The organism is Achromobacter sp. ACM05, assembly GCF_019218915.1.
GTDB lineage: Bacteria > Pseudomonadota > Gammaproteobacteria > Burkholderiales > Burkholderiaceae_B > Achromobacter > Achromobacter animicus.
In genome coordinates this window covers 14761-37042 of sequence record NZ_JAHUWQ010000002.1, presented here as the reverse complement: position 1 = coordinate 37042, position 22282 = coordinate 14761, and the positions used below count along the sequence as shown (strand labels likewise).

Annotated in this window: 18 protein-coding genes, 1 tRNA gene and 1 pseudogene; 5 read left to right on the top strand and 15 right to left on the bottom strand. The window is 66.0% G+C overall.

Annotation, left to right across the window (positions count from 1 at the left end; all coding sequences use genetic code 11):
- Positions 1-57: 57 nt before the first annotated feature.
- The 6 genes from KW836_RS11025 to KW836_RS11000 are packed head-to-tail and all read right to left on the bottom strand — an operon-like array spanning position 58 to position 7264.
- Positions 58-1071 carry a siderophore ABC transporter substrate-binding protein gene (locus KW836_RS11025; protein ID WP_218343335.1) on the bottom strand — a complete coding sequence of 338 codons (1014 nt, stop codon included), beginning with the start codon at positions 1069-1071 and terminating at the stop codon, positions 58-60.
- Positions 1068-1844: an ABC transporter ATP-binding protein gene (locus KW836_RS11020; RefSeq protein ID WP_218343334.1), complete on the bottom strand. Its 777-nt coding sequence runs from the start codon at positions 1842-1844 to the stop codon at positions 1068-1070. Before KW836_RS11020 ends, KW836_RS11025 begins: the two co-directional genes overlap by 4 nt.
- Positions 1841-2788, bottom strand: coding sequence for an iron chelate uptake ABC transporter family permease subunit (locus KW836_RS11015; protein WP_218344255.1), 948 nt, complete (start codon positions 2786-2788; stop codon positions 1841-1843). The genes KW836_RS11020 and KW836_RS11015 overlap by 4 nt, the downstream gene beginning before the upstream one ends.
- Positions 2788-3729 (bottom strand): ABC transporter permease, encoded by a 942-nt coding sequence (locus tag KW836_RS11010; protein ID WP_175124007.1) that lies wholly within the window; start codon positions 3727-3729, stop codon positions 2788-2790. The genes KW836_RS11015 and KW836_RS11010 overlap by 1 nt, the downstream gene beginning before the upstream one ends.
- A complete protein-coding gene (locus KW836_RS11005) occupies positions 3729-5483 on the bottom strand; it encodes an ABC transporter ATP-binding protein (protein WP_218343333.1) in 1755 nt (584 codons plus the stop codon). The genes KW836_RS11010 and KW836_RS11005 overlap by 1 nt, the downstream gene beginning before the upstream one ends.
- Positions 5477-7264 (bottom strand): ABC transporter ATP-binding protein, encoded by a 1788-nt coding sequence (locus KW836_RS11000; protein WP_218343332.1) that lies wholly within the window; start codon positions 7262-7264, stop codon positions 5477-5479. The genes KW836_RS11005 and KW836_RS11000 overlap by 7 nt, the downstream gene beginning before the upstream one ends.
- Before the next feature lie 139 nt (positions 7265-7403).
- Between KW836_RS11000 and KW836_RS10995 the strand changes: the two genes are divergently transcribed.
- Positions 7404-8012 carry a TetR/AcrR family transcriptional regulator gene (locus KW836_RS10995; RefSeq protein WP_175138560.1) on the top strand — a complete coding sequence of 203 codons (609 nt, stop codon included), beginning with the start codon at positions 7404-7406 and terminating at the stop codon, positions 8010-8012.
- Here the strand turns inward: KW836_RS10995 and KW836_RS10990 are convergent.
- Entirely contained in the window at positions 8009-9034 is a 1026-nt protein-coding gene (locus KW836_RS10990; RefSeq protein ID WP_218343331.1) for a LacI family DNA-binding transcriptional regulator, read from the bottom strand. The genes KW836_RS10995 and KW836_RS10990 overlap by 4 nt on opposite strands.
- Before the next feature lie 130 nt (positions 9035-9164).
- On the opposite strand from KW836_RS10990, the gene KW836_RS10985 reads away from it, so the two are divergent.
- The 4 genes from KW836_RS10985 (at position 9165) to KW836_RS10970 (ending at position 13938) form a co-directional block, all read left to right on the top strand.
- Positions 9165-9722 (top strand): TRAP transporter small permease, encoded by a 558-nt coding sequence (locus tag KW836_RS10985; RefSeq protein WP_175138561.1) that lies wholly within the window; start codon positions 9165-9167, stop codon positions 9720-9722.
- Between the two features lie 43 nt (positions 9723-9765).
- On the top strand, positions 9766-11046 hold the full coding sequence (locus KW836_RS10980) for a TRAP transporter large permease (RefSeq protein ID WP_218343330.1): 1281 nt from the start codon (positions 9766-9768) through the stop codon (positions 11044-11046).
- 31 nt (positions 11047-11077) lie between these two features.
- Positions 11078-12094 (top strand): TRAP transporter substrate-binding protein, encoded by a 1017-nt coding sequence (locus tag KW836_RS10975; RefSeq protein ID WP_175124000.1) that lies wholly within the window; start codon positions 11078-11080, stop codon positions 12092-12094.
- A gap of 62 nt (positions 12095-12156) precedes the next feature.
- The gene (locus KW836_RS10970) at positions 12157-13938 is read left to right on the top strand and encodes an IlvD/Edd family dehydratase (RefSeq protein WP_218343329.1); all 1782 of its coding nucleotides are present in this window, start codon (positions 12157-12159) and stop codon (positions 13936-13938) included.
- A 160-nt stretch (positions 13939-14098) separates the two neighbouring features.
- Here KW836_RS10970 and KW836_RS10965 read toward each other — a convergent pair.
- The 8 genes and pseudogenes from KW836_RS10965 to asd all read right to left on the bottom strand — a co-directional run.
- Positions 14099-14461, bottom strand: a pseudogene (locus tag KW836_RS10965) (YbaN family protein); the annotation flags it as partial.
- Positions 14462-14606: 145 nt separating this feature from the next.
- Complete coding sequence (locus tag KW836_RS10960; protein WP_255595375.1) at positions 14607-15530, bottom strand: tetratricopeptide repeat protein; 924 nt, start codon at positions 15528-15530, stop codon at positions 14607-14609.
- 65 nt (positions 15531-15595) lie between these two features.
- Positions 15596-15672: transfer RNA gene (locus tag KW836_RS10955), tRNA-Val, on the bottom strand.
- A gap of 154 nt (positions 15673-15826) precedes the next feature.
- The gene (locus tag KW836_RS10950; protein ID WP_218343327.1) at positions 15827-16492 is read right to left on the bottom strand and encodes a phosphoribosylanthranilate isomerase; all 666 of its coding nucleotides are present in this window, start codon (positions 16490-16492) and stop codon (positions 15827-15829) included.
- Positions 16493-16548: 56 nt separating this feature from the next.
- Positions 16549-17646, bottom strand: a complete 1098-nt coding sequence (locus tag KW836_RS10945) for a TRAP transporter substrate-binding protein (RefSeq protein ID WP_218343326.1) — start codon at positions 17644-17646, stop codon at positions 16549-16551.
- Between the two features lie 52 nt (positions 17647-17698).
- Positions 17699-18508: a tRNA pseudouridine(38-40) synthase TruA gene (truA, locus tag KW836_RS10940; protein ID WP_218343325.1), complete on the bottom strand. Its 810-nt coding sequence runs from the start codon at positions 18506-18508 to the stop codon at positions 17699-17701.
- Between the two features lie 3 nt (positions 18509-18511).
- A complete protein-coding gene (locus KW836_RS10935; RefSeq protein WP_255595374.1) occupies positions 18512-20644 on the bottom strand; it encodes a FimV family protein in 2133 nt (710 codons plus the stop codon).
- A gap of 327 nt (positions 20645-20971) precedes the next feature.
- Positions 20972-22102 (bottom strand): aspartate-semialdehyde dehydrogenase, encoded by a 1131-nt coding sequence (gene asd, locus KW836_RS10930; RefSeq protein ID WP_175184985.1) that lies wholly within the window; start codon positions 22100-22102, stop codon positions 20972-20974.
- Positions 22103-22282: the final 180 nt, after the last annotated feature.

Below are 22282 nucleotides of genomic sequence, written 5' to 3'. Positions count from 1 at the left end.
GCGACTGGGAATCATTTACGTTTGGATCGGCAATGACGCGCGGGGCGCCTTGAGAAATCAGTTCCGGTAAGGCCTCATGACTTCGTCGATCATGAGATGCAGCGACTTCACGCTGGCGGCAGTGACATACCAGGCTTCGGCGTCGGCAAAGACCACGCGGCCGTCTTGCCACGCGGCCGTCTGACGCAGCAGCGGGTTGCCCAGCGTCTCGGCGTTCAGGGCCGGCCGGCGTTCCATCACGGCCGTGCGGTCGACCACGTAGACGATGCCCGGGTTCGCCTGCTGGATGAATTCGCTGGAGATCGGCTGGCCATGCAGGCCGCCATCGGCCAAGGGACTGGCCGGTTTCACGCCCAGCGCCTTGAAGATGAAGCCGTAACGGGAATGCACGCCGAACGAACTGAAGGCGCCGTTGTTGTGCAGCACGACGAGCGCCGTTTCCGGGCGGTCGCGGATGAGCGCGCGGGCCGCTTCAACCTTGGCGTCCAGATCGGCCGCCGTCCTGCGGGCAAGGTCCTCCTTGCCGAAAATTCGTCCCAGCGTCAGCAGATGGTCCTTCACGATCTCGATGTGGTCGGCCTGACTGTCGCGGTAGTCCACGTCGAAGTGGATGGTGGGCGCGATCTGGCTCAGCTCCTTGTAGTGGTTCGCCTGCAGCGAGGTGATCAGGATGAGATCCGGCTTTGCCGCGTGCACGCGCTCCAGATTCGGCTGGACGATGGCGCCCATGTCCTGCACGTCGGGCGCGTCGCGGTAGCGGGCCAGGAAGTGCGGCACGAAGTCCTTGGGCATGCCCACGACGGGGACGCCCAGCTCGTCCAGAAAATCGACTTCGTTCATGTCCAGGGCCACCACGCGCTGCGGCAGCCGGTCGATCACGGTCTCGCCCAGCTTGTGTTTGACGGTGATCGGGACATAAGCATTCTGCGACGGCGCATCCGCGGGTGCCGCGGCGGCCGTTGCTGCCGCGGCCTTGGGAGTGTCCATGGCTTGCCCGCAGCCGTGCATCGCCGCTGTTGCGGCCAATGCCGCGGCTAGCAGCAGCGCCCTCGGCCAGTGCGACAGGATCATTTCAGTTCTCCAGGGGGATTGAAGTAGTTGCACAGGCGACCGCGATCGCCCTGCGTGATCTCGAAATCCAGTCCATACAGTTCGCGCAGCCGGTCTTCGGTCATGACCTCATGCACCGCGCCCGCGCAATGCACCACCCCGCCCTTCAGCGCGACGACATGGTCCGAATAGCTGGCCGCGAAGTTGATGTCGTGCACGACCAGGATCACGGTGCGGCCGTGGTCGTCGCACAGGCGGCGCAGCGCACGCATGATCTGGACTGCGTGCCGGATGTCCAGGTTGTTTAGCGGCTCGTCCAGCAGCAGGCAATCGGTCTGCTGCGCGATGGTCATGGCCATGAATGCCATCTGCCGCTGGCCGCCGCTCAGCTCGTCCAGGTAGGCGCGGCGCAGCGGCTCCAGCGATAGAAACGTGATGGCCTCGTCGATCGCCTGCATGTCCTGCGGCGTCAAGGCGCCGCGGCTGTAGGGAAAGCGCCCGAATGCCACCAGGTCTTCCACCGTGAGCCGCAGGTTGAAGTCGGGAGACTGGCGCAAAGTGGCGACGCGCCGCGCGTAATCGGCGCGGCGCATGTCCGCCACGTTGCGGTCGCCGATGAAGACGTCGCCCTGCGTCGGTTCCATCAACCGCGCCATCATCATCAGGAGCGTGGTCTTGCCCGCGCCGTTCGGGCCGACGAGCGATGTCAGCTTGCCTTCGGGGAACTGCAGGCTCACGTCGCGCAGGACGGCTTTCGCGCCATGGATTTTGCAAAGATTTCTGGTCGTGATCATGCGGTGCCCCGCGTGCGCGCCATCAGCGCGAGAAACCAGCCGCCGCAGACCAGGTTGACCAGGATGCCGACGGTGGTCTTGTAGTTGAAGATGTGCTCGACCGCGAGCTGGGCCAGGATGAACATGCCGACGGCGATGGCGCAGCCGGTGGGCAATGTGACGCGGTGCCGGCGTGTGCGCGCCAGCGCATACGCGGTGTTGGCCACGAAGATGCCCATGAACGCCGTGGGTCCCAACAGGCTGGTGGAAACGGCAACCAGCACCGCGATCAAGGCCAGATGCAGTTGCACGGCGCGCGGATGGTCAACACCCAGCGACATGGCCTGGTCACGCCCCAGCGACAGGACGTCCAGCGTCGGCAATTGCCTGCGTCCGGCCAGGCATACCGCGGCAACAACGGCGGCGGATGCCAGCAACTGCGCCGGCTCGGCCTTGCCGAACGAGGCTTGGGTAAATCCCAGCAGGATTGAGAACTCGCCCGGACTGGTCTTCAGTTGCACGAACTGCGTGAAGGTGCCGATCACCATGGTCAGCACCAGCCCCACCAGCAGCAGGAAATACACGTTCTGCCTGCCGCGGCGGAACAGCCAGCGATGCAGAATCCACGAATACGCCAGCATCACCAGGACCGAGAACAGGAAGTTGCCGTTCGGCCCCAGCAGCACCAGGCTTTGCGTGCCCAGCGCCAGGATCAACACGGACTGCAGCAGCAGGTACACCGCCTCGTAGCCCATGATGGCGGGCGTGAGGATCCGGTTGCCGGTCAGGGTCTGGAACACGATCGACGACCACGCGATGCAGACGCCGCCGATCACCATGGCCGCCAGCCGCGCGAGGCGTTTGGGGATGACGTAGTCGAAGTCCAGGCCCGACCGGAAAAACAGGAACACCACGGCCAACGCGATGACCGCCATCCAGACCGCGTTCCGGGAAGCTGCGCGCATCATCGGTGCTTCCAGAGAATCAGCGCCAGGAACAGGACGCCGCCCACGCCCCCCGCCGTCAGGCCAATGGGCACTTCGAACGGATAGATCAGCACACGCCCCAGGATGTCGCAGACCAGCAGCAGCGACGCGCCGCCCAAGGCGACGACGGGCAGCGTGCGGCCCAGGTTGTCGCCATAGTGGAGCGCGACCAGATTGGGCACCACCAAACCCACGAACGGAATCGCGCCCACCGTGATGACCGTGGCCGACACCGTGACCGCCACCAGCATCAGGCCCAGCGCGACGGTGGCCGGATAATTCAGCCCCAGGCTTGCGGCCATGTCCTCGCCCATGCCGGCCACCGTGAAGCGGTGCGCATACAGGTACGTCAGCACGACAATCGGCAGGATGAGATAGATGATCTCGTAATTGCCCTGCACGATCTTGGAGAAGTCGCCCAGCAGCCAGCCCTGCATGCTTTGCAGGATGTTGTTGCGATAGGCATGGAATTCGGCCAGCGCGCTCAGCACACCGCCGAACATCAGCCCCATCACGGGCACCAGCACCGTGTTCTTGAACCGGATGCGGCGCACGATCATGACGAAGGCCAGGCTGGCTGCAAAGCAGAATGCCAGCGCAAACGCCATCCGCCCGCCCGGCCCCATCGACGGCGCCACCGTCAGCGCAACCAGGATGCCCAGCTTGGCGGCGTCCAGCCCGCCGCAGGTGGCGGGTTCGACGAACTTGTTGCGCACGATGTGCTGCAGGATCACGCCGCACACCGACAGGCCGACGCCCGTCAGCACCAGAGCGGCCAGCCGCGGCAGGCGGCTGGCGGTCAGCGTCAGCCACGCGTCGCCGGATAACGTAAACAGCTGCGTCCAGGCCAACTGCCGCGCCCCGACCAGGAGGGACGCGCCGCACAGCACGACGAACAGCACCAACAGCCCGGCACGCATCAGACGCGGTCTCCGGCGATGCGCCAACCCTTGGCGGCCTCGCGCTGCGTCAGGAATTGCGCGTACCGTCCGCCGCTCGCGCGCAGCGCCGCCGGCGCGCCCGCTTCGACGATCCGGCCGTCCTCCACCACCGCGATCTCATCAGCCATCGCCACCGTCGACAACTGATGCGCAATGACCACCAGCGTCCGCTTGCCGCGCAGGCGCGCCAGCGTGCCGGCGATGACGGCCTGATTGCCCGCGTCCAGCGCCGCGGTGGCCTCGTCCACCAGCAGGATGGGCGCGTTGCTGATCAGCGCGCGGGCGATGGCGATGCGCTGGCGCTCGCCGCCCGACAGCCGCGCGCCGCCCTCGCCCACCGGTGTGTCCATGCCTTGCGGCAGGCGGGCGGCAATCTCGTCCACGCCCGCTTCCCGCGCGGCTTGCAGGACATCGGCATCATCGCTGCCCGGCCGGCCGGCACGGATGTTGTCGGCAATGGTGCCGGTAAAGAGATAGGTGTCCTGGAATATCTGGCTGATGTGGCCGGCCAGTTGCGTGCTGGCGATCTGCCGCACGTCGACGCCGCCGATGTGCACGCTGCCTTGCGTCACGTCGAAGAATCGCGCGATCAGCCGCACCAGCGTGGTCTTGCCGGACCCCGAAGCGCCGATCAGGGCGACCATGCTGCCGGGCGCGATGCGCAGGTTCAGGCCGTGCAGCACGTCGGGCGTGTCCTGCGCGTAGCGAAAGCGCACGTCGCGCAATTCGATGGACGCGTCGCGCGGCGTCTGCGGTGCGGCGGGCTCCGGCAAGGGCGCCGCCGCAAAAAGCGCGTCGATCTCATCAAGCTGGGCGCGCGCGCCGCGCAGCACCTCGCCATAGCCGGCAACCTCGAGCAAGCCGTCGATGTAGCGCACCGCCAGCAGCATCGCGACAACGGCGGCCACCAATTGCCCGGTAGCGACGCCGGCGGCGAGCAGTCCGTTGAGCCACAGGGCCGCCGCGATCAGCAGGGCGGCAAAGACGGCCTGGACCGCCCAGACATTGAGGACGGCCGCGGCCGCCGACCGCCAGATCAGGCGCGTGCCCGATCGGCGCTGCGCGTCGAGGGATTGCTCGATGTGCCGCATGCCGCCGCCTTCCGCGCTGAAGGCGCGCAGCACCGACTGCGCCTGCGCAAACTCCACCACGCGCTGGCTGGTTTCGGCAAAGCGCCGATGAAACGCGGCGTCGGCGCGCCCCGCCAGCCGCGCGGTCAGCGCCAGCACGCCCGCCAGCAGCGGCAGCGCCGTCAGTGCGATCAGTCCCAGCAGCCAATGCTGCGCGAACAGCGCCGCCACCAGCACGAGGGGCGCGGCCACGCCCGCGATGAGCGGCGTGAAGACGTGCGCGGGCAATTGGGCCACCGTCATCATGCCCTGCGTGACGACATGGCTGAGACGCGCGGTGTTCTGCGGCGTGAACCAGCCGACAGGCAGGCGCGCCACGTGGTCGCCCAACCGATGCCGGCCGGCCTGCAGGATGGCGACGCCCACACGCACGCCGGCCCGTTCGACCGGCAGGCGTAGCGCCGCGCAGCACACCACCCCGGCGAGCAGCGCAGCCAGCCACGCAGCGGCCTGCCGCGTGTCGCTGGCCAGCAGATGCGTAAGCAGCGGCGCCGTGGCCGCCATGGTCAGCCCGCAGGCCAGCCCGTAGGCGGCAGCCAGCCACCCGTAGCGGCGCAGGAAAGCAACGTCGTTGCCAAGCAGGCGCACAAGGGTCGTCAGCATGCCGGCTCCTCTTGCGCCGTCGCCATCGCATGACCGTCCTGCGCCCACAGCCGCGCATAGCAGCCGCCTTGCGCCAGCAGCGCGTCGTGCCGTCCATGTTCAGTGATACGCCCGTCTTCCAGCACCAGGATGTGATCGGCATGAACCACCGTGTCCAGCCGGTGCGCGATCACCAGCAGCGTGCGACCCCGCGCAAAGCGCGACAGCGCCTCCTGGACGGCCGCTTCGTTGCCGGCATCGGCTGCGGCCGTGGCCTCGTCCAACACCAGCACGGGCGGATCCAGCAGGACGGCGCGCGCGATGCTCACGCGCTGGCGTTCGCCGCCCGAGAGCTGCGCGTCTTCGCCGATCACGGCGTCGTAGCCGCGCGGCAGGGCCAGGATGCGTTCGTGGATGTTGGCGGCCCGCGCGGCAGCTTCGATCTCTTGCTGGGTGGCGCCCGGCCGGCCCAGCGCAATGTTGTCGCGCACGCTGGCGTGGATCAGCCGCACCTCCTGCAGCACGAAGCCGATGCGCCGGTAGAGCTGCGCGCTCTCGATCTGGCGCAGGTCTGCGCCGCCGAGTGTGATGCGCCCTTGCGCCGGGTCGAAGAAGCGCACCAGCAGGCGGGCGAGCGTGGATTTGCCGGCGCCGGACGGGCCGACAATGGCGGTCACGGTGCCGGGCGCCAGCGTGAACGTGATGCCGGACACGGCCTCATGACCATCGCCGTAGCGGTAGCCCACGTCTTCAAACCGGACTTCGTGGCCTTCGGGCAGTTGTCCGCACCCCGCCGGCGGCATTTCGAGGACGGGGGTATTCATCAGCGCCAGCACCCGTTGCGCCGCGCCCGTGGCGCTGCCCAGATCGTGCAACAGCGTGTGCAGCAACAGCATCGGCGCGCAGATGCCCGGCGCCACCAATGCGAAAGGCAGCACGTCCACCGGCGCCATCCAGTCCAGCGCCACGAACAGCGCGCCCGCGCCCAGCACCACGCCCAGGGCCGTGACCGGCGCGATCAGCGCGTGGGCCCGCGCCATCGCGGCGACCAATGGCCGGGTGAAGTCGGCAAAAGCCGCGGCAAAGCCGTCCACCGCGTCCCGGTAGCCGCGATGCGCCTTGCCGGCATCGCCAAACGCCTTGACCACGGGTATGCCATTGACGAATTCGACGGTCGCGCCGTTGAGGCGGCCAAGGCGTTCCATGAACACCGGCATGTTCGCGCTGCCGGCCTTCATGGCCCGGCGCAGAAAGAGGAAGAAGCCCGGGAACGGCAGCAGCGCCGCGATGGCAAGGCGCCAGTCCTGCGCAAACAGGTAGACCGCCGACGCCGCGATGGCGCCGCCGGCGCGTCCCACCGCCGTGAAGAAATGCGCGGTGAGGCTGTGCAGCGTCGCCATGTCGTCCTGCAATGCCTGTTTGACCTCGCCGGAGGCCCGCTCCGTGAACCAGCCCAGCGGCACTTGCGCCAACCGCCTCGCGCCGGCCAGGCGCAGATGATGCGTGATCCGGTTGTCGGCCAGGTGGGCGGTCAGTTCGGCAGCCGACACCAGCGCCATGCCCGTGAACAGGCTCGCAACGGCAGCGGCGACAGTCCACCAAAGCTCGGGAGCCGTTGGTTCGGGACCTTCCAGGATGAGGCGAGCAATGTGTGCGATGGCGGCGAGCGGCGTCAGCGTGAGCATGGTGCCAACTGCGGCAAGCGCGGCTGCGGCAATGAGTTGCCCGCGAATCGGGGTCAACACCAGGCTGAGCGGGCCGGGGTGTTTAGCGTGGGCCGGCGCGGCTCCGGAAGTGCTCATGAACGAAGTACCAGGACGAAGTTGATAATTATTTGCATCACTATAAACTAAATCTTGAAATAGTTGCATAGCAATAAACTAAATAATTGCGGGACGGGTTAAAGTGCGGGATCGCCGACGCCAACACCAGGGATCAGACATGCAGCCGCCAGAGCGCCGCCCCGCACGGGGACGCCCTCCCACCATCACCCGCGAGCGGATCGCCGATGCCGGCATCGCCGTGGGCCTGCCCAACATCACGTTCGTCGGCGTCGCAGCGGCGCTGGGCGTCAGCCACATGGCGCTGTACAAGCACGTGCCCAGCCTGGAAGAGCTCAAGCGCCTGGTCGCCGAGGAGATCTTCAATCGGTGGCAGATTCCGCAGGCCTGTAGCCACGATCGCGGCGATCTCAAGGACTACCTGACGGTGTTCGCGACATCCGTGCGCGAGTTCGTCAAGGCGCATCCGGGCGTGACGCCCTACGTCATCCGGCGGCTGGCCGCGACGCCGTCCATGCTGGCGAAGATCGACGGGCATCAGCGCCACATCGCCGACGCCTATGGCATCTCAAAGGAACAATCGCGCATCCTGCTGGCGACCGTGGCGTTTCACGGCCTTGCGGTAGCGGACACGGTGTATTCGGTTGCCGGGCTGGAGCCGGTTGTCGACGCCGCGCGCACGGCGGAAGAATCCGAGATGGAAGTGGAACTGGATCAGGGCATGCAGGCGCTGATCATCGGCTTGATGGCGATGCTGGACGGCGGCTAGCTGGTTTCGCGCTGGACCAGTTCGAAACCCAGATCCACGTGCCGCTCGGGCACGGGTTCGCCCGCCAGATGCTGCATGAGCAATCGCGCGGCAGATAGCCCGATCTGATAGCGCGGCGTGGCGATGGTGGACAGCGGCGGCGTGGTCCAGGCCGTGCCCGCCAGGTCATGAAATCCGACGATCGCCATCTGCGCCGGCACCTGCAACCCATCGCGGCCGCATTGGAACACCGCGCCCTGCGCCAGGTCGTCGTTGCAGAAGAACACGGCGTCGCAGTCGGGATGACGCGTATGCAGGTCCTGCATCAGCGCGGCCCCCAGGCTGATCGACGATTTCTCCGGCGTCATGATTTCCAGCGCCGCGTCATACAAGCCTGCATCGCGTAGCGCCTGCCGGCACCCCTCGCAACGGCGCAGCGACCGGGGATCCAACTGCGCGCCGATGATGCCGATGCGGCGGTAGCCGCGTTCCACCAGATGACGGCCGGCCGCGTAGCCCGAGTCGAATTGCGAGAACCCGACGCTCATGTCGTCGTTGCCTTCCAGCGTTTCGATCGTGTGCACCGTGGGAATCGCCTGCGCGCGCAGCAGTTCCCAGACGCCCGGATTGTGATCGATGCCGGTCAGCACCAACCCGTCGGGCGAATGCTGCAGGTACTTGCGCAGCAACGCCTCTTCTTCGTCCGGCGAGTAGCCCGTGACGCCGATCAGCATGTGGTAGCCGTGCTGGTCCAGCACGTCCTTGATGCCCGTGATGATGTCCACGAAGACCACGTTGCTCAGCGACGGAATCAGCACCACGATGGTCTGCGACCGCGCCGATGCAAGCGCGCTGGCGGCGTGGTTAGGCACGTAGCCAAGCTCATGGCACACCCGCGCGATGTGCTGGCGCAGGTCTTCCCCCACCTTGTCCGGCGTGCGCAGCGCCCGCGAGACCGTGATGGCGCTGACGCCGACGCGCCGCGCGACGTCCTGCATGGTGACGCGGCCGGCGCGCGAGCTTCGGGGTTTGCGGATGGACATGGACCCTCGCGGTGAATGCAAGCGCGTAGTCTGACGGAAAAAAAGAGGCTTGCCAAAGCAAAAATGTTAGCGCTAACATGATCCGCATCAAATGATTAGAAAACTCCGGAAAAACGGAGAGGAGACAACCATGCAAGCTTCCCCACTGGGGCGGCCGGGGCCGTCGCGTCCCGGCCGGTCACCGCTGGCCCGCGCCGCGGACTGGTGTTTTGTGCTGCAGACCTGGCTGATGGTGGCCTGTCTGATCGTGATGGTCGTGCTGCTGTTCGGCAACGTGGCGCTGCGCTATCTCTTCAACTCCGGCATCAACGTGTCCGACGAGGTCTCGCGCCTGGCCTTTGTCTGGATGATCTTCCTGGGCGCGGTGATCGCGCTGCGCGAACACCAGCACATCGGGGTCACCATGATGGTGGAACGCTTCGGCCCGGGCGCGCGCCGCGTGTCGCACATTGCCTGCCAGCTGATGATCCTGTGGGTGCTGTGGCTGATGGCTGAAGGCGGCTGGGTCCAGACGGTGATCGGCATGGACACCGTGCTGCCGGTCACCGGCATGCCGCTGGCCGTCTTTAACGCAGCCGGCCTGTATGCCGCCGTGGCGATGGGCATCCTGACCCTCATCGACCTGGTCCGCGTGATTGCGGGCGGCCCGCTGCCGGCGGAGTCCAGTCCGGAAGACCCGGCGGTGTGAACCCGCCCCTCCCCGCCCCCAATCACCTGCCCGGATATCCGCAATGATCCTGACCGTCTTCCTAGTCGTGCTGCTGGGGCTGATCGCCCTGGGCATGCCGATCGCCTTCGCGCTCATCATCAGCGCGATCGTCATGATGTTCCAGCTGGACTTCTACGACACCCAGCTCCTCGCCCAGAACATGCTGTCCGGCGCCAACAGCTTCACGCTGATGGCGGTGCCGCTTTTCATGCTGGCCGGCGAACTGATGAACGCCGGCGGCATCTCGCGGCGCATCGTGCATCTGGCCAACACGTTCGTGGGCCACATCCAGGGCGGCCTGGGATATGTGGCCATTTTCGCCAGCGTGCTGCTGGCGTCCCTGTCGGGCTCGGCCGTGGCTGACGCCGCGGCGCTGGGATCACTGCTCATCCCGATGCTGCGCGAAAAGGGCTATGAGGCCGGCCAGGCGTCGGGCCTGATCGCGGCCGGCGGCATCATCGCGCCCATCATCCCGCCGTCGATCTCGTTCATCATCTTCGGGGTCGCCACCAACGTGTCGATCACCAAGCTGTTCTTCGCCGGCATCGCACCGGGCCTCATGATGGGGCTGACGCTGGTGGCGGTGTGGGCCTGGGTGGCGCGCAAGCACGGCAGCATCAAGCCCGCGCCGCGTGAGCCCTGGAGCAATCGCCTTAAGGCGCTGCGCGGATCGCTGTGGGCGCTCTTTCTGCCGGTCATCATCATCGGCGGCCTGCGGGGCGGCATCTTCACGCCCACGGAGGCGGCCGTCGTCGCTGCCGTGTACGCGCTGCTGGTCAGCCTCTTCGTCTATCGCGAAATCGGCTGGCGCGACCTGGGACCGCTCTTCATCAACGCGGCGCGCACCACCGCCGTGGTCATGTTTCTGGTGGCGGCCGCCATGGTCTCGTCCTACATGATCACGCTGGCGGATCTGCCGCAGGACCTGATCGCATTGCTTGAGCCGGTCATGGATCAGCCAAAGATGCTGATGTTCGCGCTGCTGATCCTGCTGACGCTGGTCGGCACGGTGATGGATCTGACGCCGACCATCCTGATCCTCGGGCCCGTACTCATGCCCGTCGTCATCAAGGCAGGGATCGACCCCGTCTACTTCGGCGTCATGTTCGTCATGGTCGGCAGCGTCGGCCTGCTGACGCCCCCGGTGGGCACGGTGCTCAACGTGGTTTGCGGCGTGGCCCGCATCAATATGGAAACCATCTGCAGAGGGGTGTGGCGCTACGTTGTGGCCTACACGCTGCTGCTGGTCCTGCTGGTGATCTTCCCCGAACTGATCACCGTACCCGCACGCTGGATGCACTAGCGGCACTTGAAAACCCCCGAGGAGAAACACCATGATCAAGCAATTCAAGACCCGCATTCTTGTCCTGGCGACGGTGCTGTCCTGCACCGTCGCCGGGGTGGCCGCGGCCGCGGACGTCAAGCCGCGCCTCATCCGCTTCGGCTACGGACTGAACGAGGAAAGCGTACAGGGCCGCGCGGCCCGCCATCTGGCGCAGGAACTGGAAAAGGTCAGCGGCGGCAAGCTCAAGATGCGGACCTTCGGTTCGGCCAACCTGGGCTCGGACGAGCAGATGCAGAGCGCGCTGGTGGGCGGCGCGCAGGAAATGATGGTGGGATCCACCGCGCCGCTGGCGGGTATGGTCAAGGAATTCGGCGTGTTCGACCTGCCATTCCTGTTCAACAGCGAAAAAGAGGCCGACGCGGTGCTGGACGGCCCGCTCGGGCAGGATCTACTGAAAAAGCTGGAAGCCAAAGGTCTGGTCGGCCTGGTCTATTGGGAAAACGGCTTTCGCAACATGACCAATTCCAAGCGGCCGATCACGCGCGCCGAGGACCTGCAGGGCATCAAGCTGCGCGTCATGCAGAACCAGATCGCGCTGGGTGTGTTCAACACGCTGGGCGCCAACGCGGTGCCGATGCCGTTCTCGGAACTGTTCACCGCGCTGGAAACGCGCACGGTGGACGGCCAGGAAAATCCCATCACCACGATCCAGAGCAGCAAGTTCTACGAGGTGCAGCCCTACCTGACCATCACGCGCCACGTCTACACGCCGTGGGTGGTGCTGGCGTCCAAGAAGTGGTGGGACACGCTGTCGCCCGACGAGCAGAAGCTGATCCGCCAGGCCGCCGCGTCGTCGCGCGACTTTGAACGGCAGGACAGCCGCGCCGATTCCACCAAGGCCATGGGCACGCTTGAAAAGAACGGCATGAAGATCAACACCGTCACGCCGGAAGAAGTGGCCCGGATGCGCCAGAAGGTGCAGCCCGTGGTCGACAAGTACACGCAAGAGCTCGGCCCGGAACTGGTCAAGCAGCTGAACGACGAAATCCAGAAGGCGCGCAACTAGCGCCAATGGTGGCCCGGATCCGCTTTTGGTCCGGGCCAGTAAGCAACCGAAGCGAGACAGCCATGTCCCAGACACCCCGCCGACTGCGCAGCCAGAAATGGTTCGACGATCCTTCGCACGCCGACATGACGGCGATCTACGTCGAGCGCTATCTCAACTACGGCCTGACGCGCCAGGAACTGCAGTCGGGGCGGCCGATCATCGGCATCGCGCAGACAGGCAGCGACCTGGCGCCCTGCAATCGCCACCATCTGGCGCTGGCCGAACGCATCAAGGCGGGCATCCGGGACGCCGGCGGCATCCCCATGGAATTCCCGGTGCATCCGCTGGCCGAACAGGGCCGACGGCCCACCGCGGCGCTGGACCGCAATCTGGCGTATCTGGGTTTGGTTGAAATCCTGCACGGCTATCCGCTGGACGGCGTGGTGCTGACCACCGGATGCGACAAGACCACGCCCGCGTGCCTGATGGCCGCGGCCACCGTGGACATTCCGGCCATCGTGCTGTCCGGCGGACCCATGCTGGATGGCTGGCATGAGGGGCAGCGCGTGGGGTCGGGCACCGTCATCTGGCACGCGCGCAACCTGATGGCCGCAGGCAAGCTGGACTACGAAGGCTTCATGACGCTGGCCACGGCATCGTCGCCGTCGATCGGCCACTGCAACACCATGGGCACCGCCCTATCCATGAACTCGCTGGCCGAAGCGCTGGGCATGTCGCTGCCCACCTGTGCCAGCATTCCCGCGCCGTATCGCGAACGCGGCCAGATGGCCTATGCCACCGGCATGCGCATCTGCGACATGGTGCGCGAGGACCTGCGGCCTTCGCACATCATGACGCGGCAGGCGTTCGAAAACGCCATCGTCGTTGCTTCGGCACTGGGCGCGTCCAGCAACTGCCCGCCGCATCTGATCGCGATTGCGCGCCACATGGGCGTCGACCTGAGCCTGGACGATTGGCAGCGGCTGGGCGAAGACGTGCCGCTGCTGGTCAACTGCGTGCCGGCCGGCGAGCACCTGGGCGAAGGCTTTCACCGCGCGGGCGGCGTGCCGGCCGTGCTGCACGAGCTGCTGGCTGCGGGCCGCCTGCATCCTGACTGCGGGACCGTGTCGGGCAAGTCCATCGGCGACATCGCCGCGGCGTCCAAGACCCATAACACCGACGTCATCCGAAGCTGCGACACGCCGCTCAAGCACCGCGCCGGCTTCATCGTGCTGTCCGGCAACTTCTTTGACAGCGCCATCATCAAGATGTCGGTCGTGGGCGAGGCATTCCGCCGCGCGTACCTGTCGGAGCCCGGTTCGGAAAACGCCTTCGACGCGCGCGCCATCGTCTTCGAAGGCCCGGAGGACTATCACGCCCGCATCGAAGACCCGGCCCTGAACATCGACGAACATTGCATTCTGGTGATCCGCGGCGCGGGCACCGTGGGATACCCCGGCAGCGCGGAAGTCGTGAACATGGCGCCGCCGTCGCATCTGATCAAGCGCGGCATCGACTCGTTGCCCTGCATGGGCGATGGCCGCCAGAGCGGCACGTCGGCCAGCCCGTCCATCCTGAACATGTCGCCGGAAGCTGCGGTGGGCGGCGGGTTGGCGCTTCTGCGCACCGGCGACCGGATCCGCGTGGACCTGAACCAGCGGTCGGTCATCTTGCAGGTGGATGAATCAGAACTGGAACGGCGCCGCCAGGAACCGGCATACGAAGCGCCGCCGTCGCAGACGCCCTGGCAGGAGCTCTACCGGCAGACCGTGGGACAACTGTCTACGGGTGGGTGCCTGGAAGCGGCGACGCTGTATTTGAAGGTGGTGGAGACGCGCGGGGATCCGCGGCATTCGCATTGAGGTATGCGGGCCGTGCGGGCTATTTGCGAGCAGGCGTGTCGGCCGGGTCCGAGGCGGATTCTGTCGTTGCGTCGGAGGGCAGTTCGGTGGTCGGTTCGGTGAGCGGTTCGGCAGTCGGTTTGGTGAGCGGTTCGGCTGCGGGGTCAGTGGCCTGGCTAACGGCACGCGGGCCGGGCCGGCTGAGCACGTAGGCCGCGCTGGCCAGAAAGAAGATGCCCACGCCGATGGCCAGCAACGGCGAGGGATTCGCGCTCCAGTAGAACAGCACATAGCCCGCTGCCATGCCCAGGCTGGCGTACGTTTTGCCCTTGCGCGATACCGCGCCCTGTTCACGCCAGGCGCGCAGCGATGGACCGTATGTCGGACTGTCCAGCAGCCATTTCTCGAGCCGGGGCGACGAGCGCGAAAAGCAGCCCACGGCCAGGATCAGGAAGATCGTCGTCGGCATCACCGGCAGAAAGGCGCCGATGACGCCCAGCGCCAGCATCAGGCAGCCCAGGCATAACCAAAGTGCTCTCATCATGATGGTGTGCAGGATATCGCAAATGGGCCCGAGCGGAACCGGCTGCTTCGTGCCGCGTCCATTGCCTGCTCCGCCCGGATCGTCTGCCGTGCCCGCAACGTCTGCCCTGCCCGCATTATCTTCGACGCCCCCAGCATCGACCGGCTCAGGATGCGGCGGGCTCCGGCATGCGGGCGCGCAGCATCCTGACGAATTCCGCATCAGGGCTGCCGCCGGCGTCACGCGACCGGTGAACCATGGCCCACGCCTCGCCATACTGGCCGCGCCAGTAGTAGGAAGTGGCCCATGACGCATACAGATAACCCTTGTCCGGCTCGACGGCCTCGCCCTTGCGGTACCACTCGTCGGAACGCGTCGTGGCCGCGATGCGCGCCTCGGGCGGCAGCGTCTTGTCTTCTGCTGCACAACGCGCCGCGATCCGGCCCGCGTCCGCATAAATGCCGCGAAACGCGGGCGGATTCAAACTGATCGCGCGGTCCATCATGCTCATCGCCTGGCAGACTTTGCGCTGGCTTTCCAGAATGACCGCGAAACCTGCGTATACCTCGGCGTTATCGGGATTGAGGAGCCAGGCCTGATTGAAGCGCCGCATGGCTTGGCCGGGCTGGTCTTCACGGAAAAGACGATAGCCCTCTTCGACCCGCGCCTGCGCCGCCGCCGATGGCGATGCAAACGCCTTTGCGGCCAGTGCAACCTGTTGTTCATCGCCCGCGCGCAACGCTGCGGCCGCGCGGCGATCTGCGCCGGCATACATCGGCGCCTCGTCGCTAGCCGTTTGCGCCGGCGACGGCGCCTTGATTGCGCAGCCGGGCAGCCACAGCAACTGAGCCAGAACGAACGCCTTCAACGTGCAGTGCATGGGCGGGCTTTGAATTGGGAAAGAAGGAATATACCTGCGTGGGTATTGATGCGACGCTATTGCGATACCAAGGCAACAGCGTTGCGATACTGATGCGGCGATGGTGCGAACCCATGCAGCGATGGTGCGAACCGATGCGAGGATCGCGCCGCGCGCTTGATTTGCTAGAAGCACCGTCGCACGCGGAAAAGCAAAAAGCCGCGAAGTCATAAGACTGTCGCGGCTTTTCAGGTCTGTGTCCGACTAGCTCTATCGAACACACCTTTGCAGGAATTTGGTAGGCGGTATTGGAATCGAACCAACGACCTCCACGATGTCAACGTGGCGCTCTAACCAGCTGAGCTAACCGCCTGCAAAGAAGAAGAATTATATAGTGCTTTTTTAAACTGTGCAAATCGTCTTGGAAGATTTTTTGCAGTTTTTATTGCGTTTCGGGTTTTGCGGCATTTACCTTGCGGCCTTGCCAAACTGCCCTTTCGCAACACGCTCTAAAGCGCTTTAAAGCACTACTTCTTTTCCTTCAATTTCGCGTCTGCGTCATGTGCCGCAGCAACGAAGAACGAGATTCTATCAGAACTTTTTATTCCTTGCTCGACTTCGACGCCACTACTCACATCAATCGCCCAAGGCCGCACGGATTCGATGGCCGCGCCGACGTTTTCTGCATTCAAGCCGCCGGACAGAATCAACGGGCGGGACATGGGATCGGCCCGCACATCATCCAGCAACGCGTAGTCGAAACCATGTCCGCTGCCGCCATAACCGGCGCTGTAGCTGTCGAACAACCATCCCGCGGCCTGGCCGTATGCGCGGCAAGTGGCTGCCAGGTTTTCCGCCGTCTCCAGGCCGGGCGCGCCGGCACGGAAGGCCCGCAGGTGGCGATGCCCGTAGCGCGCGCATTCCAGCGGCGTTTCGTCGCCGTGGAATTGCAGCAGGTCGGGCCCGACTTCGCCCAGCACCGTGCGCACCTCTTCCTCTTGCGCATTCACGAAGAGCGCGACGACGTCGACAAACGCCGGCACCCCGCGGCGCAACTGCGCGGCGCGAACAGGCGTGAGACAGCGCTTGCTCTTGGGATAGAAGACGAAACCGATCGCGTCGGCGCCTGCCGAAACGGCGGCTTCAATGTCTTCTTCGCGGGTCAGCCCGCAGATCTTTATGCGTGTACGCATGGCATTTTCTGGATGTGTCGCCCCGCGGCGACTGGATAGGCCAGTATATCCGGCCCCTACGCCCCGGGCGCGCCCAGCGTCGCCACCATGTTGTCGAAGCTGCCCTCGGCCATGCGGAACCACGGGACCTGCTTGCCGCGGAAAGCCAGCATGCTGTCGTAGAGCTTCTTGAACGTCGCGTCTTTCGCGCTTAATTCATTGCAGGACGCCACCGTGGCTTCGTGCGCAGCTTGCAGCACTGGCCGCGGATACGCCTTCAATTGCGCACCCTGCGACACCAGCCGGCGCAGTGCATCGGGATTGTTGGCATCGAACGCGGCAATCATGTCGTTGCATGCGGCGGCGCAGGCCAGGGACAGCGCGGTCTGATAGGCCTTGGGCAGCTCGCCATACGCGTCTTGATTGACGTACAGCGACAACTGCTGCGTGCCGGCCCACCAGCCCGGAAAGTAATAATTGCGCGCGACCTCGAACAACGCAAACCGCTCATCGTCGAACGGGCCGATCGTCGCCGCCCCGTCCACCACGCCCTGCGCCAGCGCGGCATGCACATCGCTCGCGGGTATGTCGACCGGCGTCGCCCCCAGTCGCGACAGGATGTGGGCGGCAAAGCCATCGGCCGCTACCTTCAGGCCGCGCAGGTCATCAACGGTCTTGATCTCGCCGCGGAACCACCCGCCCATCTGCGCGCCGGTATAGCCGCAGGGAAAGTTCAGGATGCCGAACTTGGCGAAGGCCTCGCGCGTCAGCGTCAGACCCTCGCCTTTCCGCATCCATGCGTTCATCTGGCGCGTGTTCAATCCAAATGGCACGCCACCGTCAAAGCAAAGCGCCGGATCGGTAGTGAAATACTTGGCCGATGCCGCATGGCCGCATTCGACGATGCGGTGCTGCACGGCTTCCAGCGTCTGGCCCGGTTGGAACAACTGGCCGGCCGGAAAGACCTCGATGTTGAAGCGCCCGTCCGTGACCTCGGCCACATAACGCGCGACGTCGGCGGCCCCCGCAAACAGCGTCACCGCATCGGCCGAAAAATCCGAAGCCAGCCGCCAGGTGAGGTTGGGCGCTTCCTGCGCAATGGCGGGAACGGCCAGCACGGCGCTGCCGGCGGCGGCGCCCAGGGCGGTCTGCTTCAGAAACGCGCGGCGTTGCATGGCGCATGCCTCCAGAAAGGCGCGGGATCCCGCCGGCTGAGCGGCGGCTTCCCTAATAGGATTGAGTAAAGGGCGACAGCAGCGACGCCCCGCCATCGAGTTCGCGCAGCCCGAAGGCTTCCGGGTAATCGATGCTGGCAAGGTACAGGCCATCCGGCGCAAAGGTGGGCGCGCCGCGTTTGCGGTCACGCCACGCCAGAAGCTGCGTCATCCAGTCCACCGATTCCCTGCCCTGCCCGACCTGCAGCAGCGCCCCCATGATGTTGCGCACCATGTGATGCAGAAAGGCATTTGCCTTCAGCGTGAAGACGAGGAACGGTCCGCGCTCTTCGATCTCGAGGCTGTGCATGTGCCGCACCGGATGCTTGGCCTGGCATTGCGAGGAACGGAAGCTGGAAAAATCATGCTCGCCGACCAGCGCCTGCGCAGCCGCGCGCATGGCGTCCACATCCAGCGGCTGAAAGCACCAGCCCGCACGCCCTGCCCACAGCGCCGGACGCACCCGGCCGCGCCAGAGCAGATAGACGTAAGTGCGGGCGCGCGCCGAAAAACGCGCGTGGAACTCGTCGGAGACTTCTTCTGCCCATTGCACGGAGATACTGGGCGGCAAAAACGCATTGACGCCACGCACCCAGGATTCGGTCTTGCGGTTCAGCGCGGTGTCCAGATGGACCACCTGCATCGCGCCATGCACGCCGGTATCGGTGCGCCCGGCGCAGATCGTGGGCACCGGATCGGCGACGCCACAGAAACTGGCCAGGGCGGATTCCAGCGAATCCTGCACCGTCTGCCGGTGCGGCTGTGTCTGCCAACCCTGCCAGGCGGAGCCGTCATACGCCAGCCCCAATGCAACTCTAGACATGCTTCAAACCCGAGGACCGCCGATACGGCGCGGTTCGTCCGTGGGCGGTACGTCCAGGTCGAGATTGATGGTGTCGAGCTTGCGGTTCAGCGCTGCCGTATCCAGCGCGGGCTCGTTGTAGGTATAGCTGTCCTCGTCATCGTCGTCACGCCGCGCGGCGGCCCGGCGCAATAGCCAGGCAATGGCGAAGGCGACCAGCGCCAGCACCGCGGTAACGATTACGAGAAGATTGTCGGCCAGCCAGCCGGGCATGCCAGTTTGCACAGTTTTGTCCGGAAGCGTGCCGACGGGTTTGTCGGCGTCGGAGGGTGAGGAGGTGGTGGCGCCGGGGGTGCTTGCCGCGTTCGGGGTGCCTGCTGCACCTGGGGTGCCTGCTGCGCCTGGAGCGCCTGCTGCGCCCGGCGTGCCCGCGGCGCCGGGAGTACCTGCTGCGCCGGGAGTACCTGCTGCGCCGGGAGTACCTGCTGCGCCCGGAGTACCTGCTGCGCCCGGAGTACCTGCTGCGCCCGGAGTACCTGCTGCGCCCGGAGTACCTGCTGCACCAGAAGTGCCTGTTGCACCCGAAGTGCCTGCTGCACCCGAAGTGCCTGCTGCACCCGAAGTGCCTGCTGCACCCGGAGTACCTGCTGCGCCCGAAGTGCCTGCTGCGCCCGGCGTGCCTGCTGCGCCCGGAGTACCTGCCGCGCCCGGAGTACCTGCTGCGCCCGGAGCACCTGCTGCGCCCGGAGTGCCCGCGGCACCCGAAGTGCCTGCTGCGCCCGGCGTGCCTGCTGCGCCCGGCGTGCCTGCTGCGCCCGGAGTACCTGCTGCGCCCGGAGTGCCTGCTGCGCCCGGCGTGCCTGCTGCGCCCGGCGTGCCTGCTGCGCCCGGCGTGCCTGCTGCACCCGGAGTGCCTGCGGCGCCCGGAGTACCTGCTGCACCCGGAGTACCTGCTGCGCCCGGAGTACCTGCTGCGCCCGGAGTACCTGCAGCACCCGGAGTACCTGCAGCACCCGGAGTACCTGCAGCACCCGGAGTGCCTGCCGCGCCCGGCGCACCGGCCGCACCGGCGCCGCCCGAAGCGCCAGCCGCACCTGCACCAGCCGCGCTGGCCGCAGCCGATTGCTGCGCAACAGCCTTCGTCAGTTCGTCCACATTGGCCTGAAGCTGATTCACCCGCCCTTGCGTGTCCGCGAGCGCGCGGTCGGCGGACGTCTTGGCGTCTGCCTGCGCCTCGGCCTGCGCGGCGGCGCTGTCCTGGGCCTGGCCGGTCGACAGACGCACGCGATCTTGCGTCGGTGCAGCCGTGGCGACGCCCGAATCGGCCGGCGGGGCGACCGTGCCGGAGGCGGCGTCCTGGCCCTTGACCACCGACGGATTCGCACCTGCCGCTGCGCCCACCCGTCCGCGGTACTTTGCGTACGCCTCGGCATGCTCGTTGAAGATGCGGCGGGCTTCGGCCGGATCGATGGCGCGCACCGTGGCGGCGTCCGGGATCTTGAGCGTCTGGCCGGAACGCACCAGATTCATGTTGTTCTGAATGAAGGCCTGCGGATTGGCGCGCCACAGCGCGACCAGCATCTGGTAGACCGACGCGTTCGGCACCGCATTGCGCTGGGCAATGGCAAACAGATAATCGCCCGACTTGACCGTGACCGTGCCCGACGTGCCGCCCGTGCGGCCAGGGGCGCCCACGGCGGCGGGCGAGACATCTGCGCTGGTGCCGCGCAGCGGCACCAGGATGCTGACCTGTACCTGCCGCTGTCCCGAGCTGGAATTGATGTCGAGCAGCAGATCCACGGCTCCGCTAGCCGGCGCCTGCGTGGACCGCACCCGCAGATTCTTGCGCGTCGGGTCGATTCCGTCTTCGACGCGAACCACCATGCTGGCAAGCGGCACCGGCGGCTTGACGCCCGCGCGCTGCCAGGCAGCTTCGTCGGCAATCGAAACCTTGAGTGAGCTGATTTCTTCGGGCGTCAATTCCTGCAGACCCACGGTCGCCTGCAGCGGCGCGCCCGGCACGGAAACGACGCGAGAGTGCCCGACGCGCATGGCCAGCGCCGACCCGCAGACGCTTGAGCCGATCGCCAGCGCAATGGCCCACTGAAGGGCTTTCAAACGGCGGGCATGCTTCACGTGGCGCGAACGCTGGGTCATAAGCTGGAATTCCGTTCTTGTAATCGAATTACGGGCCTCGGCCCATTCGCGCCATTTGCAGCGCAAAAAACAGCCTCAATTCACCCGAAAAGTGTAATGGATCAAGCGCATTTCACAAACCTGAACGGGGCACGCACGTTGGCCGGCGGGCACACCCGGGACGTTTTGCGAACCGGGCCGCGCGCCGCGCGCTTCCCGGCTGCGCCACGTTGGTGCACCCGACGCTTTCGCACATCCCACCGCGCACCAAAAAACAAGGGCACCCGAAGGTGCCCTGACTGCATCGTTGCGTGAATCGGGCAGCTGTTACAGCCGCCCGCCCCGGCATCAGGCTTCGTTCAGCGCGATGCGCAGCATGCGGCGCAGCGGCTCGGCAGCGCCCCACAGCAGTTGGTCGCCCACCGTGAAGGCGCCCAGGTATTGCGAGCCCATCGACAGCTTGCGCAGGCGGCCCACCGGAATGTCCAGCGTGCCGGTGACAGCGACGGGCGTCAGCGCGGAAACGGTGGCTTCCTTGGTGTTGGGAACAACCTTGGCCCACTGCGTGCCCTGCGCGATGAGGGCTTCGATCTCGTCCAGCGGCACGTCGCGCTTGAGCTTGATGGTCAGCGCCTGGCTGTGGCAGCGCATGGCGCCGATGCGCACGCACAGGCCATCGATCGGAGTGGGCGCCGTGCCGAAGGCGGCGCCGCGGCCCAGGATCTTGTTGGTTTCGACCTCGCCCTTCCATTCTTCCTTGGACATCCCGTTGCCCAGGTCCTTGTCGATCCAGGGAATCAGGTTGCCGCCGAGCGGCACGCCAAAGTGTTCGTGGGGCAGCGCGTCGTCCTTCTGCTTGGCCAGCACGCCGCGGTCGATTTCCAGGATGGCCGAAGCCGGGTCGTCCAGCAGGGACTTGACCGACTGGTTGATCTCGCCAAACTGGGTCAGCAGTTCACGCATGTGCTGCGCGCCGCCGCCGGACGCGGCCTGGTAGGTCATGGAGGTCATCCATTCCACCAGGTCGTTGTTGAACAGGCCGGCCAAGCCCATCAGCATGCAGCTGACGGTGCAGTTGCCGCCGATGAAGTTGCGCACGCCGCGCTTGAGCGCCGCGTCGATCACCGGGCGGTTGACCGGGTCCAGCACGATGATGGCGTCGTCGGCCATGCGCAGGGTGCTGGCCGCGTCGATCCAGATGCCGTTCCAGCCCGCGCCGCGCAGCTTGGGATAGACCTCGGACGTGTAGTCGCCGCCTTGCGCCGTCACGATGATCGGCAGTTTTTTCAGAGCGTCAATGTTGTAGGCATCTTGCAGCGGACCTGCGCCAGTTGCCCAAGTGGGCGCGGCGCCGCCAGCGTTGCTGGTGGAGAAAAACACCGGTTCGATCAGTGCGAAGTCGTTCTCGTCGCGCATGCGTTGCATGAGCACCGAGCCGACCATACCGCGCCAGCCGACAAGGCCTACTGCTTGATTCATTTCAATCGCTCTTTAAAGGGGGTGACAAGATAAGGAGGGGGAAATTTCGTGCAATTCAACAATTTATCAGAATGCACGCAGGGATGTTGCACTGCAGCTCGAAAAAAACGGGGCCGCAAGCCCGGGAGGAAGAGTCCGGCGCATCGCGGCAACAGCAATGCATGCCCCCCAAAACAGAGG

Coding starts and splice junctions, on each gene's coding strand:
- KW836_RS10970 (WP_218343329.1), top strand. CDS start 12,157: ATGTCCCAGACACCCCGCCGACTGCGCAGCCAGAAATGGTTCGACGAT.
- asd (WP_175184985.1), bottom strand. CDS start 22,102: ATGAATCAAGCAGTAGGCCTTGTCGGCTGGCGCGGTATGGTCGGCTCG.
- KW836_RS10990 (WP_218343331.1), bottom strand. CDS start 9,034: ATGTCCATCCGCAAACCCCGAAGCTCGCGCGCCGGCCGCGTCACCATG.
- KW836_RS10945 (WP_218343326.1), bottom strand. CDS start 17,646: ATGCAACGCCGCGCGTTTCTGAAGCAGACCGCCCTGGGCGCCGCCGCC.
- KW836_RS11005 (WP_218343333.1), bottom strand. CDS start 5,483: ATGCTGACGACCCTTGTGCGCCTGCTTGGCAACGACGTTGCTTTCCTG.
- KW836_RS10950 (WP_218343327.1), bottom strand. CDS start 16,492: ATGCGTACACGCATAAAGATCTGCGGGCTGACCCGCGAAGAAGACATT.
- KW836_RS11000 (WP_218343332.1), bottom strand. CDS start 7,264: ATGAGCACTTCCGGAGCCGCGCCGGCCCACGCTAAACACCCCGGCCCG.
- KW836_RS11015 (WP_218344255.1), bottom strand. CDS start 2,788: ATGCGCGCAGCTTCCCGGAACGCGGTCTGGATGGCGGTCATCGCGTTG.
- KW836_RS10975 (WP_175124000.1), top strand. CDS start 11,078: ATGATCAAGCAATTCAAGACCCGCATTCTTGTCCTGGCGACGGTGCTG.
- KW836_RS10980 (WP_218343330.1), top strand. CDS start 9,766: ATGATCCTGACCGTCTTCCTAGTCGTGCTGCTGGGGCTGATCGCCCTG.
- KW836_RS10995 (WP_175138560.1), top strand. CDS start 7,404: ATGCAGCCGCCAGAGCGCCGCCCCGCACGGGGACGCCCTCCCACCATC.
- KW836_RS10960 (WP_255595375.1), bottom strand. CDS start 15,530: ATGACTTCGCGGCTTTTTGCTTTTCCGCGTGCGACGGTGCTTCTAGCA.
- KW836_RS10935 (WP_255595374.1), bottom strand. CDS start 20,644: ATGACCCAGCGTTCGCGCCACGTGAAGCATGCCCGCCGTTTGAAAGCC.
- KW836_RS11010 (WP_175124007.1), bottom strand. CDS start 3,729: ATGCGTGCCGGGCTGTTGGTGCTGTTCGTCGTGCTGTGCGGCGCGTCC.
- KW836_RS10985 (WP_175138561.1), top strand. CDS start 9,165: ATGCAAGCTTCCCCACTGGGGCGGCCGGGGCCGTCGCGTCCCGGCCGG.
- truA (WP_218343325.1), bottom strand. CDS start 18,508: ATGTCTAGAGTTGCATTGGGGCTGGCGTATGACGGCTCCGCCTGGCAG.
- KW836_RS11025 (WP_218343335.1), bottom strand. CDS start 1,071: ATGATCCTGTCGCACTGGCCGAGGGCGCTGCTGCTAGCCGCGGCATTG.
- KW836_RS11020 (WP_218343334.1), bottom strand. CDS start 1,844: ATGATCACGACCAGAAATCTTTGCAAAATCCATGGCGCGAAAGCCGTC.